Below are 13,072 nucleotides of genomic sequence, written 5' to 3' on the forward strand. Positions count from 1 at the left end.
TTGCTGCCCTCGATAGTCCTCATCCCCTCCCGCCAGCAGTACCTTTTAAAACTGCCTGGCCTGTACCCGACCGCGCGGGTTATGCAGGAAATTCGCCTTTTCCCTGAGCAGCGCGGTCATCTTCTGTACCGGCACCGGCCGGCTGAAGTAATACCCTTGCGCCTCCTCGCTCCCCTCGGCCTGCAGCCACGCCAACTGGGAAGCGTTTTCCACACCCTCCGCGATCACCTTGAGCTGCATGCTGCGCCCGATGCTGATCACCGCCCGCACCACGGCGGCGTTGTCGTTGTCGCGGGCGATGTTGCGAATGAAGGACTGGTCGATTTTCAGTTTGTCCACCGGCAGCTTCTTCAGGTAGCTGAGACTGGAATAGCCGGTGCCGAAATCGTCGATGGAAAGCTGAAGACCGAGCGCCTTCATGGCTGCCATGCTCCCCAGCACCCGCTGTGGATCGCTCATGATGGTCGCTTCGGTGAGTTCCAGTTCCAGCGATTCCGGAGGGATGCCGGTTTCCAACAGGGACGCCTCGATGGTCTCCTCGAAGTCTCTGTGCTGGAAAAAACTCGCCGAAAGGTTGACCGCCGCCGATACCTGCCCCAGCCCCTGCTGATGCCACTGACGAATCTGGCGGCAGACGGTGGGGATGATCCACTTGCTGATCTGGTGCAGCAGGCCGCTGTCCTCGGCGGTCTGGATGAAATGCTCGGGCATCATCAGGCCGTGTACCGGATGCTGCCAGCGAATCAGTGCCTCCATGCTGCTGAAGTGGCCGGTGGCCAAGTCCACCTTGGGCTGGTAGTGCAGCACAAACTCGTCGCGTTCCAGGGCGTGCCGCAACTCGGATTCCAGGGCAAAGCGCTGGTTGGCCATCTCGTTGAGCTTGTGGGTGAAGAACTGGAAGTTGTTCCCCCCTCCTTTCTTGGCATGGTACATGGCGATGTCGGCGTGCTTCAAAAGTGAGAGGTAGTCCCTGCCGTCCTCGGGATAGATGCTGATGCCGATGCTGGGGGTCACGATGATGTTGGTCCCCTGCAGTGGGAACCCGGCGTGGATGATCTTTTCGGCCACCACGGTCGTTTCGCTGACGCCGCAGTCCCAGAGTACCACTACGAACTCATCTCCACCCAGTCGGGCTACCGCGTCGCAGGATCGGGTGCAATCGCCAAGTTTGCGGGCCACCGACTGTAGCAGCCGATCCCCCACGTCATGCCCCATGGAGTCGTTGATCTGCTTAAAGCCGTCGATGTCGAGGAACAGCAGGGCGACGCTGGTGTGCGTTTTCTGGGCCACCTTGAGGACGTCCTCAATCCTGGCGTAGAGGGTGCTGCGGTTGGGAAGCTTGGTGAGCGGGTCGTGGTGGGCGAGGAAGAAGATGTTCTCTTCGGCGCGCTTGATGTCGGTGATGTCCAGGATGAAGCCGTCCAAGCGGGAGATGGTGACCCGGTTCGCCTTGCGGGTGCGCTGCACGGCACAGTTGTTCAGGATCCAGCGTATCGACCCGTCCTTGTGCACGATCCGGTGCCGGATCGGGTCCTGGTCCTCGCCGGCGAAGATGCTGTTCAGGAACTGGACCACCTGGTTGCGGTCCTCCTCGTGGATCATGGTGAACCACAGGAGCGGGTCACGGTAGTAATCCTCGGGACTGTATCCGGTGATGTCGAGGCACTTGGGGCTGTGGTAGATGGACTTGATGTCGCCGTCTTCGAAGCGGACGCTGTACACGTACTCGTTGATGTTGCTGACGATGGTGCGGCACTGCTCTTCGCTTTTCAAAAGCGCTTCTTCGGCGTTCTTGCGGACGGTGATGTCCCGGATGTTGAACTGAAGCACCTTGCTGCGGTCGATGCGGTACCCGGTGACGACGACCTCGACGGTCACACTGCGGCCGTCGCGCGTGACAAGGCGCAGATCGTCGTTGTGCAGGTAGTCCCGATGCTGGAGGACGGCGAATTCGGTTTCGCTCGCGGCGAGGGGGGTGAGCGGCGGGACTTCCCAAAGCAGCATCCCTACCATCTCGTCCCGCTGGTAGCCGAGCATCTCCATCAGGAAAGGGTTCACGTCGTAGATCTCGCCGGTGCCGGCATCCACGATCATGATGCCGTCCTTGGCGGCTTCGAACAGGCCGCGGTAGCGGGCCTCGGAGATCTGCAGCGCCTTGGCTGCCTTTTCGCTTTCGGTGATCCCGATCAGGGCGAGCTGGATCTCGGAACCGTCCCGGCAGGGGATGGCTTCTATGCGCAGTTGCTGCAACGCATTGCCGGCGTCGGAGAGGAGGGCGTTGCAGGAGCTGCTCTCGTTGGAGGCAAGCAGCCGCTCGAAAAACTCGGCCAAAGGAGGGCGGGAGGTTTCGCTGAAGAGTTCGGCAAAGGGGCGCCCGACCAGGGAGTCCCGCTCAACCCCGAGCATTTTCGCTCCGGTCAGGTTGATGGCGCGGATCACTCCGGAACGGTCCAAGGTGATGTGGGCCACTGGTGCATGCTCATATCGGTCGGCATACAACTTTAATTCCGCAGCGAGTTCGTTGCGGGAAAGGTACGTGGCCTTGGCGCTCTTTTTCGAGCTGTTCTTTTCGGAACGAATCCCGATGATGCTCTTCGTTCCACCTGCTCCGCTCATGGGCTCCTCCGTGTTGTCGGCCAAATGAGGTCTGCGGCTAGTTTCGATACTGTGATACCAAGGGGTTGCCTGCAGGGGAGGGGGTACCCTCCTAATTGGTCCGGCGCCCCTGTCGTTATTATGATAAAAATGATAAGGGAAAAGGAGCAAAAGTGCACCAGGGAATTATCGAAAGATGGGTTCATTTAACCCCAGCAATGGACGATATTTCAGCATGTTGCCGCGTGCGGCAGCCTGAGGCGGAACCGTCATGACCACCAACGACCTGGAATCTGTACCGGATAGCGTGGAAAACCGACTGCTGGCGGCCAACGTGCGTCCCGAGGGGTGGCAGAATCCTGCCCCCGCTGAGCGCTACAACCTTGTCGTCCTGGGGGCCGGCACGGCCGGCCTGGTTTGCGCCGCGGGTGCCGCCGGACTGGGAGCGCGGGTTGCCCTCGTCGAACGCGGCTTTTTGGGCGGCGACTGCCTGAATGTTGGTTGCGTTCCCTCCAAGGCGCTGCTGAGGGCGGCCCGCGCCGTGTTCGATGCCCGCTCCGGCGGTGGCTTCGGCGTGGTTGGGGGCGAAGGGGTGGGCGCAGATTTCGGCACCGCCATGGAGCGGCTGCGGCGCCTGCGGGCGGGTATCAGCCGGCACGACGCAGCGCGGCGCTTCCGGGACGAACTGGGCGTCGACGTCTTCTTAGGCGCGGCGCGCTTTACCGGTGCGGACAGCGTCGAGGTGGCGGGGGCGCAACTGAAGTTCGCCCGCGCCGCCCTCTGCACCGGGGCCCGCGCTGCCGTCCCCGCCATCCCCGGGCTGGTGGAGGCGGGTTACCTCACCAACGAGACCGTCTTCTCGCTCACCGAGCTCCCCGCGACGCTGGCCGTGATCGGCGGCGGCCCCATCGGCTGCGAACTTGCCCAGGCCTTCGCCCGATTCGGCGCACAGGTGACCCTGGTCGAACCGGGGGGGCAGCTTTTGGGGCGCGACGACCCCGATGCGGCAACGGTGCTGTTGGAGGCGTTCCGCCGCGAGGAGATAGCGGTACACCTGGGCACCGAGGTGGTCGCCGTCGAGCGGCGCGGCGGCAGTAAGGTGCTGCGGTTGCAGCGGGAAGGGACGTTATTCGAGGTGGAGGTCGCCGGCATCCTGGTCGGCGCCGGTCGCGCCCCCAACGTGGAGGGGCTGGGCTTCGACCAGGCGGGGATCGCTTACGACGGCAACGGCGTCACCGTGAGCGACACCTTGCAGACCTCCAACCCGCGCGTCTACGCGGCCGGCGACATCTGCTCGCGCCTGCGCTTCACCCACACCGCCGACGCCCAGGCCAGGATCCTGATCGCCAACGCGCTCTTCAAGGGAAGACGCAAGAATTCATCGCTCACCATCCCCTGGTGCACCTACACCGATCCCGAGGTGGCCCACGTCGGCATGTACCCGGCGGAGGCCGCGGCGCGCGGCATCGAGGTAGACACCCTGACCGTTCCCTTCACCGAGGTAGACCGCGCCGTGTTGGACGGCGAGGAGGAAGGATTCGCCCGGGTGCACCTGAAGCGGGGAAGCGACACCATCCTGGGCGCGACCATCGTGGCGCGTCACGCGGGGGAGATGATCAGCGAGGTCACCCTGGCGATGGGCTCCGGGCTCGGCCTCATCGCCATAGGCAACACCATCCACCCCTATCCCACCCAGTCCGAGTCGTGGCGCAAACTCGCCGATGCCTATCAGCGCCGCCGCCTCACCCCCCTGGTGCGCAGGCTCCTGGCTGCCTGGCTCTCCTTGCAAAGAAAATGGTAACGCCCGGCGCACCGATATGCTAAAACCTGCATACCCCACAGTTGCAGGAGCCGACCGTCCATGAACCTGAAGAAGATCTTGATACTCCTCGTCGTCGCCGCTGCGGTGGCGCTGTTCTTCCTTTTCGACCTGCAGCGTTTTCTCACCCTGGAGGCGCTGAAGGCGAACCGGCAGCTTCTTGCCGACTACTACGCTGCGCACCAGGGAACCACAGTCGCCCTGTTCATGGTGATCTACATCCTGCAGACCGCGCTTTCCCTCCCCGGTGCCGCTGTCCTCTCCCTCGCCGCGGGCGCCGTCTTCGGCGTGCTGGCGGGTACCGTCTACGCCGTCTGCGCCGCCACCATTGGTGCCACGCTCGCCTTCCTGGTCACCCGCTACCTGCTCAGGGATCTGGTTGCCGGCCGTTTCGGCACCCGCCTGGAGGGGCTCAACCGCGAACTGGAGCAGCGAGGGTGGAACTACCTGTTGTTCCTGAGGCTGGTGCCACTCTTTCCCTTCTTCCTGATCAACCTCGCCGCCGGTCTCACCCGGCTGCCGCTGCGCGTCTTCGTCCTGGGGACGCTGGTTGGCATCATCCCCGGGGGCTTCGTCTTCGTTAACGCCGGGGCGAGTCTCGCCGCCATCAACTCACTTGCCGACGTCGCCTCGGCGCGGGTTTTGGGCTCCTTTGCCCTGCTGGGGCTGTTCGCGCTGGCACCGGTTCTTTACGGAAGGCTGAAACGGTAATAGAAACGTTTTTGACATCCCGCAAGTGTCCGTTTACACTCTCCTAATCGCTGGAGCCCCCATTTTAATAAGTGAGTGTGCCATGCCGGAAGTGTTACTTGCCAATTTTCAAACCAAACGACTGGAAGTCCTGAACGAGAAGGGGGAGGCGGATCTGGAGTTGTTGCCGGATCTCTCCGATGCCGAAATCTGGCGCCTGTACGAGTTGATGCTGCTGGCGCGCATCTTCGACGAGCGCGCCGTCGCCCTGCAGCGCGAGGGACGCATCGGCACCTATCCCCCGATCCGGGGACAGGAGGCTGCCCAGGTCGGCAGCGCCTTCGCGCTGAACCAAAAGGACTGGCTTTTCCCTTCCTTCCGGGAGATGGGGGCGCATCTCACGCTGGGCTACCCGATCCCGCAACTTTTGCAGTACTGGGGCGGTGACGAGCGGGCCCAGAAGGTGCCGTCGGGATTGAACATCTTCCCCTTCTGCGTCGCCGTAGGGAGCCAGATTCCGCACGCGGCGGGGGCGGCCCTTGCTGCGCGCTACCGGCGCGACCCGGTGGCCGTGGTCACCTACTTCGGCGATGGCGCTACCTCTAAGGGCGACTTCCACGAGGCCATGAACCTCGCCGGGGTTTTCAGCCTCCCCCTGGTATTCATCTGCCAGAACAACCAGTGGGCCATCTCCATCCCGCTCAAGGGGCAGACCGCTTCCGCAACCCTTGCTCAGAAGGCGATCGCCTACGGGTTCGAAGGTGTGCAGGTGGATGGCAACGACGTCTTCGCCGTGTACCGGGCCACCCGCCAAGCAGTTGAAAAGGCTCGAAGCGGTGCCGGCCCCACCTTCATCGAATGTCTCACCTACCGCATGGCCGACCATACCACCGCCGACGACGCCGGGCGCTACCGCTCCGGAGAAGAGGTCTCATTCTGGGCGGCGCGCGATCCCATCCTGCGCCTGGAGCGCTTCCTGGAGGGGCGCGGGCTCTGGAGCCCGCAAAAACGTGAAGAGGCCGCGGCGCAGGCCGCCGCCATCGTCGACGCCGGAGTCGCGGAGATGGAGGCCTCGGCCCCGCCGGCCGCGGCGGAAATCTTCGACGAGGTCCTCGCCACGCCCACGCCGCGCCAGGCCGGCCAAAGGAAGGTGCGCTGATGGCCCAGCTCAACATGGTACAGGCGATCAACCAGGCTCTGTCCCAGGAGATGGCTCGCGACGACCGGGTGCTCCTGCTTGGTGAGGATGTGGGGCGCGACGGCGGCGTGTTCCGGGTGACCGAGGGGCTCCTGGAACGCTTCGGCAGGGAGCGCGTCCTGGATACCCCGCTGTGCGAATCCGGCATCATGGGGGCGGCCATCGGCATGGCGGCCTACGGTCTGCGGCCGGTGCCGGAAATACAGTTTCTGGGCTTCACCTATTCCGCCTTTGAGCAGCTCTTCGCCCATGCAGCGCGGCTGCGTTCCCGCTCCCGCGGCCGCTATAGCTGCCCGATGGTGGTTCGTACCCCCTACGGCGGTGGCATCAAAGCGCCGGAACTGCACGAGGAGAGCACCGAGGCGCTCTTTTGCCAGGTACCCGGCCTGAAGGTGGTGGTGCCGTCCGGGCCCTACGTGGCCAAGGGGCTTCTCTTGGCGGCGCTGCGCGATCCCGACCCGGTGCTGTTTCTGGAGCCGACCCGGCTGTACCGCCTGCTGCGCGAGGAGGTGCCGGAAGGGGAGTACCTGGTGGAACTCGGCAAGGCCCGGGTGGCGCGACCGGGGAACTCGGTGACCGTGGTGGCCTGGGGCAGCATGCTAGAGCGGGTGCTGAAAGCGGTGGAAGGGTACGACGCCGAGGTGCTGGATCTCCTGACCTTGAACCCGTTCGACAGCGAGGCGATCATCAGCTCGGTGCAAAAGACCGGGCGGCTGGTGATCGTGCACGAGGCGGCCAAGACCTGCGGCTTCGGCGCCGAGATCGCGGCCACCGTCGCCGAGGCGGCAATCCTGCACCTGCGCGCTCCCATCCTCCGGGTCACCGCGCCGGACGTGCCGGTCCCCCTGGCCAAGCTGATCGACTACTACCTGCCTGATGCGCAACAGATCAGGTTCGCCCTCGACGAGGTGTTGCAGTACTGAAAAAGGAGAACCACACCCATGCCTTTCGACTTCAAACTTCCGGATCTGGGCGAAGGGATCGCCGAGGTGGAGCTGCGCCGCTGGCTGGTTGCCGAGGGGGACGTGGTTCGCGAACACCAGCCGCTACTGGAGGTGGAGACGGACAAGGCTGTGGTCGAGGTCCCCTCGCCCCGGTCGGGGGTGGTGGCCGGGCTGCGCCACAAGGAGGGGGAAGCAGTCAAGGTGGGCGAGGTCCTGCTGACCCTGACGGAGCGTGAGGCCGAACCGGCGTCGCAGGCGCCGTCCCAGGCAAAGGTGCAGTCGGAGTCCCCATCCCCGGCTCCCTCCACGTCTTCGGTGCAGGGCCAGGCACCACGGCCGGCGTCGGTGGGGATTGTGGGGTCCCTCCCGGAAGCGGAGGAAGAGGCGGGTGCCGTAGTGGGCGGTGGTGTCGGAGCCGTCCCCGCCGTGAAGGCTGGGTCCGCGGCGGGCTCCGCCGGCTTCGAAGGGCTGGCGACGCCGATGGTTCGTAAACTGGCACGGGAGCGGGGCATCGACCTGAGAAACATCGAGGGGAGCGGCCCGCGTGGCTGCATCAGGCCCGAGGACCTGGAGCGCCAGCTTCCTCCAACCGGCAGGGTGGTGGGTGGCTCCGGGGCGGAAGAGCGGGTGCCGCTGCGTGGCCTGCGCCGCGCCATCGCCCGCAACGTGACCGCCTCCCAGAGAACCACCGCCTTCGTGACCAGTATGGAAGAGGTTGATATCACTGATATCTTCGAGATGCGCATCCGGGAACAGGGGGAGGTGGAATCCCGTGGCACCCATCTCACCTTCCTCCCGTTCTTCATGAAAGCCGTGCAGCACGCGCTGAAGGAGCACCCGCTGTTGAATGCCTCCATCGACGACGAGGCGCAGGAACTGGTGCTCAAGAGTCACTACCATTTCGGCATCGCGGTGGATACGCCCGAGGGGCTCATGGTCCCGGTGATCCGCGATGTGGACAAGAAGAGCATCATCGAGCTGGCGCAGGCGATCCAGGAGCTGGGGCGCAAGGCCCGCGAGCGGAGCATCGCGCTGGAAGAATTGCGCGGCAGCAGTTTCACCATCACCAATTACGGCCACTTCGGCGGTACTTTCGCCACCCCCATCATCAACTGGCCCGACGTCGCCATCATGGGATTCGGGCGTATAGTCGAGCGCCCCTGGGTGCACCGCGGCCAGATCGCCATCAGGAAGATCCTGCCCCTGTCCCTGACCTTCGACCACCGTGCCACCGACGGCGCCGATGCCGCCCGTTTCCTGGGCAAGGTGCTGCGTTACCTGGAAGACCCCGCCCTGTTGTTCCTCGACTGCGGCTAAAAGGGCCGCGCCTGCAACCTCTTTTGTTGTTTTCTGCAATGAAAATGGTAGAGTGGGGCGCGCAATCTTTCTCAGAGGTATCCTGAATGGCTCACCCCTCCATCACCTGTCCCCAATGTGGACGCGCCACCGACTCGAGATATTCCTCCTGCCTTTGGTGCGGCGCCGCGCTGCCCCGCTCTGGCGGCAGAGTTATCGAAGTGATGCGTAGCGATCGGGGGGGCGACCTCGTTGTCAATGGCATCATCGTCGCCAACGTGCTCTATTACATCCTGTCGCTGCTGATCTCCAGCAGGAGCACGTTCGGCGGTGGGATCTTCGGCTTTTTGTCCCCGGATGACAACAGCCTTGCGCTGCTGGGAGCCACCGGGACCTACCCCGTTTTCCGCTACGGCCTCTGGACGCTCATCTCCGCGAATTACCTGCACGGCGGCGCCATGCACATCCTGTTCAACATGATGGCTCTGCGCCAGATCGGGCCATGGGTCTGCGCCGAGTTCGGCGCGAGCCGCATGTTCGTCATCTACACGGCAAGCGGCGTTGCGGGGTACCTTCTCTCCGTGGTTGCCGGCGTTCCCTTCACCATCGGCGCCTCCGCGGCGGTCTGCGGCCTGATCGGCGCCCTGTTTTATTTCGGCAAGAGCCGTGGCGGCAACTACGGTCAGGCGGTCTCGCGGGAGGTGAGCGGGTGGCTGATCAGCCTGGTTGTCTTCGGCCTGATCATGCCCGGCATCAACAACTGGGGACATGGCGGCGGCATCGTCGGTGGAGTCATCGTGGCGAAGCTGCTGGGCTACCGGGAGCGGCGCCCCGAGACTTCGCTGCACCGCGTGGCAGCTCTCATCTGTCTTTTGCTCACCGTTGCCGTCCTCGCCTTCGGCGTCTGGAGGGGCGTGATCGTCCTCTCCTATCGCCATTTCTGACCCGATCCCCCCCGCCAACCCCTTGCCGCTACGGTACTTTTTCGCCCGTCCCAGATAACCACCCCGTCTTCAGCAGCTCGCGCGCCGGTGGTCTGACCATACCAAACCACCTCCCGCCGATTGGCTCCGTCTAATGCGTAACTGCTTGTTTGCAGACGTAAAATCCGGTATGGTATGGCCAAAATTTTCGACGGGAGAGGCAGATGAGCGTCCACGAAGTAAACCACCCCCTGGTGAAGCACAAGATTGGCCTGATGCGCGAGTCCGGTATCAGTACGAAAAAGTTCCGGGAACTCACCGCAGAGATCGCCTGCCTGCTCGCCTACGAGGCCACCCGCGATTTCCCGCTGGAGCCCCGTGCCATCACCGGCTGGGACGGCAGCACTATCGAGATCCAGCAGATCAAGGGGAAAAAGGTGACCGTGGTGCCCATCCTGCGCGCCGGCATCGGCATGCTCGACGGCGTCCTGGACATGATTCCCAACGCCAAGGTGAGCGTGGTGGGCCTGGCCCGCAACGAGGAGACCCTGGAGGCGCACACCTACTTCGAGCGTTTCGTGGGGAAACTGGACGAGCGCCTGGCGCTGATCATCGATCCCATGCTCGCCACCGGCGGCTCCATGGCTGCCACTATCGAGATGCTCAGGAAAAGCGGCTGCCGCCAGATCCGGGTGCTCTGCCTGGTGGCGGCACCGGAGGGGCTGCAGAAAATCACCTCGGCCTATCCCGACATTGACGTCTACGTGGCCGCCATCGACGACCGGCTCAACGAGCACGGCTACATCCTGCCCGGTCTGGGCGACGCCGGCGACAAGATCTTCGGCACCAAGTAACACCCCTGCTGCACTTAAGCGGGGGTGTCCCCTCCGTATCATCTTCCTAGCGAGGTCAATTGCATGTCTGAAGTAAAAGATCCGGTCTGGCGCCAGGCGCTGTCCGGCGCGCAGATCCTTTTTGTCGCCTTCGGCGCGCTGGTGCTGGTACCGATCCTTACCGGCCTGAACCCGAGCATGGCTCTTCTCGGCGCGGGGGTGGGCACCATCATCTTCCAGCTCTGCACCAAGCGCCAGGTCCCCATTTTCCTGGGGTCTTCCTTCGCCTTCATTGCGCCCATCATCTACAGCGTGCAGACCTGGGGGCTTCCCTCGACCATGGCCGGCCTCTTCGCCGCCGGCTGGCTCTACCTTGCTTTCTCGCTCGCCATCTACCTGCGCGGCGCCGAGTTCGTGCACCGCATCATGCCACCGGTCGTGGTCGGCCCCATCATCATGATCATCGGCCTTGGCCTCGCCAACGTGGCGGTCAACATGGCCATGGGCAAGACCGGCGACGGCAAGGCCGTCCTGGTGGACTACAATACCGCGCTCCTCGTGGCGGGCATTTCGCTCGCCACCACCGCTACCGTGGCGGTGCGCGCCCGTGGCATCTTCAGGCTGCTGCCGGTCCTCTCCGGCGTCGCGGTGGGGTACGTAGTCTCCATCTTCCTCGGCCTGGTCGATTTCTCCAAGATCGCCGCCGCCCCGTGGCTCGAAGTGCCGAAGTTCGTGACGCCGGAGTGGAACTGGTCCGCGGTGCTGTTCATGGTCCCGGTCGCCCTGGCGCCCGCCATCGAGCATGTCGGGGACGTGGTCGCCATCGGCGCGGTCACTGGCAAGGACTACACTGTGAAGCCGGGCCTGCACCGCACCATGCTCGGTGACGGCCTCGCGGTCTGCGCCGCTGCGCTGGTCGGCGGCCCTCCGGTCACCACCTACGCCGAGGTTACCGGCGCTGTCATGATCACCCGCTGCTACAACCCGGTCATCATGACCTGGGCAGCCGGCTTCGCCATCGTGATGGCCTTCTTTGGCAAGTTCAACGCCATTCTGCAGTCCATCCCGGTGCCGGTCATGGGCGGCATCATGATGCTCCTGTTCGGTTCCATCGCCTCGGTCGGCCTGAACACCCTGATCCACGCCCAGGTTGACATGCACCGTCCGCGCAACCTGATTATCGTGTCGCTGGTGCTGGTCTTCGGCATCGGCGGGCTCAGCATCAACGTGGCCGGCCAGCACCTGCACGGCGTGAGCCTGTGCGGCATCGCTGCCATCCTCTTGAACCTCCTGCTCCCGAAAGGTGAGGCCGCCCCGATGGGTGGCGACGCCGTCGAGGAAGAACCCGAGGAGACCGTGGCGTAGCTTCTGTCCACACCTGCTGCAAAACCGTACGCCGCCCCGCGCCAGTGGGGCGGCGTTTTTGCGTCTTACACGCGCCCATCGCTTGAACTGGCCACCTCGCGTCCTCTCCTTTACGAAGGGAGACAGGGGGCCACGTGTATCTGCTGGCGGTACCACTCCCCTAAATTCTTAAACCAACCTTTGGATATATGGATGGAGCAAGATTTGCTTTTGGTTAGGAGAAGCCCGGAATTGCCAACCCCGCCGACACGGGTATAATCTATTCGTTTTAAATTAGAATAAATTAAACGGTTTAGCCGGCGCACCCTTTCGGTTGCCGGAAGCGAACCGCGCCCGCTGCCGCCGGGCGCACAAAGGAGGTTGTCCATGAAGGGTAACGAGAGGGTGATCGAGCAGTTGAACGTACGCCTGGCTGAGGAGCTGACCGCCACCAACCAGTACATGGTGCATGCGGAGATGTGCGAGAACTGGGGCTACAAGAGGCTGTACGCCGCGATCAGGGAGCGCGCCATCACTGAGATGACGCACGCGGAGAAACTGATCGAGCGGATCCTCTTCCTGGAAGGGAGGCCCATCGTGAGCAGGCTGGACCCGATTCACATCGGCGGTGAGATCCCGAAGATGCACCAGTTCGACCACGCTCTCGAGGAGAGCGCCATCAAGGGGTACAACGAGAGCATCAAGCTGGCCTTGGAACTGGGGGACAACGGGACCAAGGAACTGCTGGAATCGATCCTCAAGCAGGAGGAGGATCACATCGACGACATCGAGGCCCAGCTGGACCAGATCTCCCAGATGGGTGTGCAGAATTACCTGGTCGACCAGGTGGGGTGACGTCGCCCTGCAGCGGTACGAGGAGGGAGGGCGCCGGGAATAATCCCGGCGCCCTCTTTTTCCCCGGCGCTAAGCGCCCTGTGCCTTTTCCAGTTCGGCCAGGCGCGCCCGCAGCGTCTTTTCCTTCTGCCAGCGGGCGGTCACGTCCCGCATTACGGCCACGGTCCCGGCAACCTTCCCCTCGGCGTCCCTGATGATAGTCATGGAGAACTCGGTCGAGAGGCGCGTGCCGTCCTTTTTGAGGGCGGGGGCCGCCAGGAGTTCCTTGGCGTAGCGCGTGGTGCCGGCCTCCATAACGCGGTAGTACCCCTCCCAGTGCCGGGCGCGCTGGTTCTCGGGGATGAAGATGTCCAGCGACTGCCCCAGCGCCTCCTCGGCACTAAACCCCAGCATCTCTTCCGCCCCCTTGTTCCACAGTCTGATCAACCCGTCCCTGTCAGAGTAGATGATGGCGTCGTTGCAGTTCTGTACCAGTTGCCGGTACAGTTCCTGTTCGTTTATCTCGTTCATGGCGGCCTCCCGTGCAGTTTTGTTTCAATGATACCATCTCCGGCAGTGCTGGCTTTTGACTGAAA

General features: G+C 63.7%; 11 protein-coding genes. 9 read left to right on the forward strand and 2 right to left on the reverse strand.

Annotated elements, in window-relative coordinates; all coding sequences use genetic code 11:
- Positions 1-45: 45 nt before the first annotated feature.
- Positions 46-2,616, reverse strand: coding sequence for a sensor domain-containing protein (locus K7R21_RS17325; RefSeq protein ID WP_224984524.1), 2,571 nt, complete (start codon positions 2,614-2,616; stop codon positions 46-48).
- A gap of 250 nt (positions 2,617-2,866) precedes the next feature.
- Between K7R21_RS17325 and K7R21_RS17330 the strand changes: the two genes are divergently transcribed.
- The 9 genes from K7R21_RS17330 (at position 2,867) to bfr (ending at position 12,497) form a co-directional block, all read left to right on the forward strand.
- A complete protein-coding gene (locus tag K7R21_RS17330; protein ID WP_224984525.1) occupies positions 2,867-4,396 on the forward strand; it encodes a mercuric reductase in 1,530 nt (509 codons plus the stop codon).
- A gap of 60 nt (positions 4,397-4,456) precedes the next feature.
- Positions 4,457-5,125, forward strand: a complete 669-nt coding sequence (locus K7R21_RS17335; protein ID WP_224984526.1) for a TVP38/TMEM64 family protein — start codon at positions 4,457-4,459, stop codon at positions 5,123-5,125.
- 82 nt (positions 5,126-5,207) lie between these two features.
- On the forward strand, positions 5,208-6,263 hold the full coding sequence (gene pdhA, locus K7R21_RS17340) for a pyruvate dehydrogenase (acetyl-transferring) E1 component subunit alpha (RefSeq protein WP_224984527.1): 1,056 nt from the start codon (positions 5,208-5,210) through the stop codon (positions 6,261-6,263).
- On the forward strand, positions 6,263-7,225 hold the full coding sequence (locus tag K7R21_RS17345) for an alpha-ketoacid dehydrogenase subunit beta (protein WP_224984528.1): 963 nt from the start codon (positions 6,263-6,265) through the stop codon (positions 7,223-7,225). The genes pdhA and K7R21_RS17345 overlap by 1 nt, the downstream gene beginning before the upstream one ends.
- An 18-nt stretch (positions 7,226-7,243) precedes the next feature.
- The gene (locus K7R21_RS17350; RefSeq protein WP_224984529.1) at positions 7,244-8,563 is read left to right on the forward strand and encodes a dihydrolipoamide acetyltransferase family protein; all 1,320 of its coding nucleotides are present in this window, start codon (positions 7,244-7,246) and stop codon (positions 8,561-8,563) included.
- A gap of 203 nt (positions 8,564-8,766) precedes the next feature.
- A complete protein-coding gene (locus tag K7R21_RS17355; RefSeq protein ID WP_224984919.1) occupies positions 8,767-9,486 on the forward strand; it encodes a rhomboid family intramembrane serine protease in 720 nt (239 codons plus the stop codon).
- Positions 9,487-9,689: 203 nt separating this feature from the next.
- Positions 9,690-10,319, forward strand: a complete 630-nt coding sequence (upp, locus tag K7R21_RS17360) for a uracil phosphoribosyltransferase (protein ID WP_224984530.1) — start codon at positions 9,690-9,692, stop codon at positions 10,317-10,319.
- A gap of 63 nt (positions 10,320-10,382) precedes the next feature.
- The gene (locus K7R21_RS17365; protein WP_224984531.1) at positions 10,383-11,663 is read left to right on the forward strand and encodes a uracil-xanthine permease family protein; all 1,281 of its coding nucleotides are present in this window, start codon (positions 10,383-10,385) and stop codon (positions 11,661-11,663) included.
- A 366-nt stretch (positions 11,664-12,029) separates the two neighbouring features.
- The gene (gene bfr / locus K7R21_RS17370) at positions 12,030-12,497 is read left to right on the forward strand and encodes a bacterioferritin (RefSeq protein WP_224984532.1); all 468 of its coding nucleotides are present in this window, start codon (positions 12,030-12,032) and stop codon (positions 12,495-12,497) included.
- A gap of 69 nt (positions 12,498-12,566) precedes the next feature.
- On the opposite strand, the gene K7R21_RS17375 is transcribed toward bfr, so the two are convergent.
- Positions 12,567-13,007 carry a PAS domain-containing protein gene (locus K7R21_RS17375; protein ID WP_224984533.1) on the reverse strand — a complete coding sequence of 147 codons (441 nt, stop codon included), beginning with the start codon at positions 13,005-13,007 and terminating at the stop codon, positions 12,567-12,569.
- Between the last annotated feature and the right edge of the window lie 65 nt (positions 13,008-13,072).

The sequence above is a fragment of the Geomonas agri genome (genome assembly GCF_020179605.1).
In the GTDB taxonomy this organism is placed as follows: domain Bacteria; phylum Desulfobacterota; class Desulfuromonadia; order Geobacterales; family Geobacteraceae; genus Geomonas; species Geomonas agri.

Bases quoted from the DNA above. Each gene is read 5' to 3' on its own strand.
- bfr (WP_224984532.1), top strand. From the start codon at position 12,030: ATGAAGGGTAACGAGAGGGTGATCGAGCAGTTGAACGTACGCCTGGCT.
- K7R21_RS17325 (WP_224984524.1), bottom strand. From the start codon at position 2,616: ATGAGCGGAGCAGGTGGAACGAAGAGCATCATCGGGATTCGTTCCGAA.
- upp (WP_224984530.1), top strand. From the start codon at position 9,690: ATGAGCGTCCACGAAGTAAACCACCCCCTGGTGAAGCACAAGATTGGC.
- K7R21_RS17375 (WP_224984533.1), bottom strand. From the start codon at position 13,007: ATGAACGAGATAAACGAACAGGAACTGTACCGGCAACTGGTACAGAAC.
- pdhA (WP_224984527.1), top strand. From the start codon at position 5,208: ATGCCGGAAGTGTTACTTGCCAATTTTCAAACCAAACGACTGGAAGTC.
- K7R21_RS17345 (WP_224984528.1), top strand. From the start codon at position 6,263: ATGGCCCAGCTCAACATGGTACAGGCGATCAACCAGGCTCTGTCCCAG.
- K7R21_RS17350 (WP_224984529.1), top strand. From the start codon at position 7,244: ATGCCTTTCGACTTCAAACTTCCGGATCTGGGCGAAGGGATCGCCGAG.
- K7R21_RS17355 (WP_224984919.1), top strand. From the start codon at position 8,767: ATGCGTAGCGATCGGGGGGGCGACCTCGTTGTCAATGGCATCATCGTC.
- K7R21_RS17335 (WP_224984526.1), top strand. From the start codon at position 4,457: ATGAACCTGAAGAAGATCTTGATACTCCTCGTCGTCGCCGCTGCGGTG.
- K7R21_RS17365 (WP_224984531.1), top strand. From the start codon at position 10,383: ATGTCTGAAGTAAAAGATCCGGTCTGGCGCCAGGCGCTGTCCGGCGCG.
- K7R21_RS17330 (WP_224984525.1), top strand. From the start codon at position 2,867: ATGACCACCAACGACCTGGAATCTGTACCGGATAGCGTGGAAAACCGA.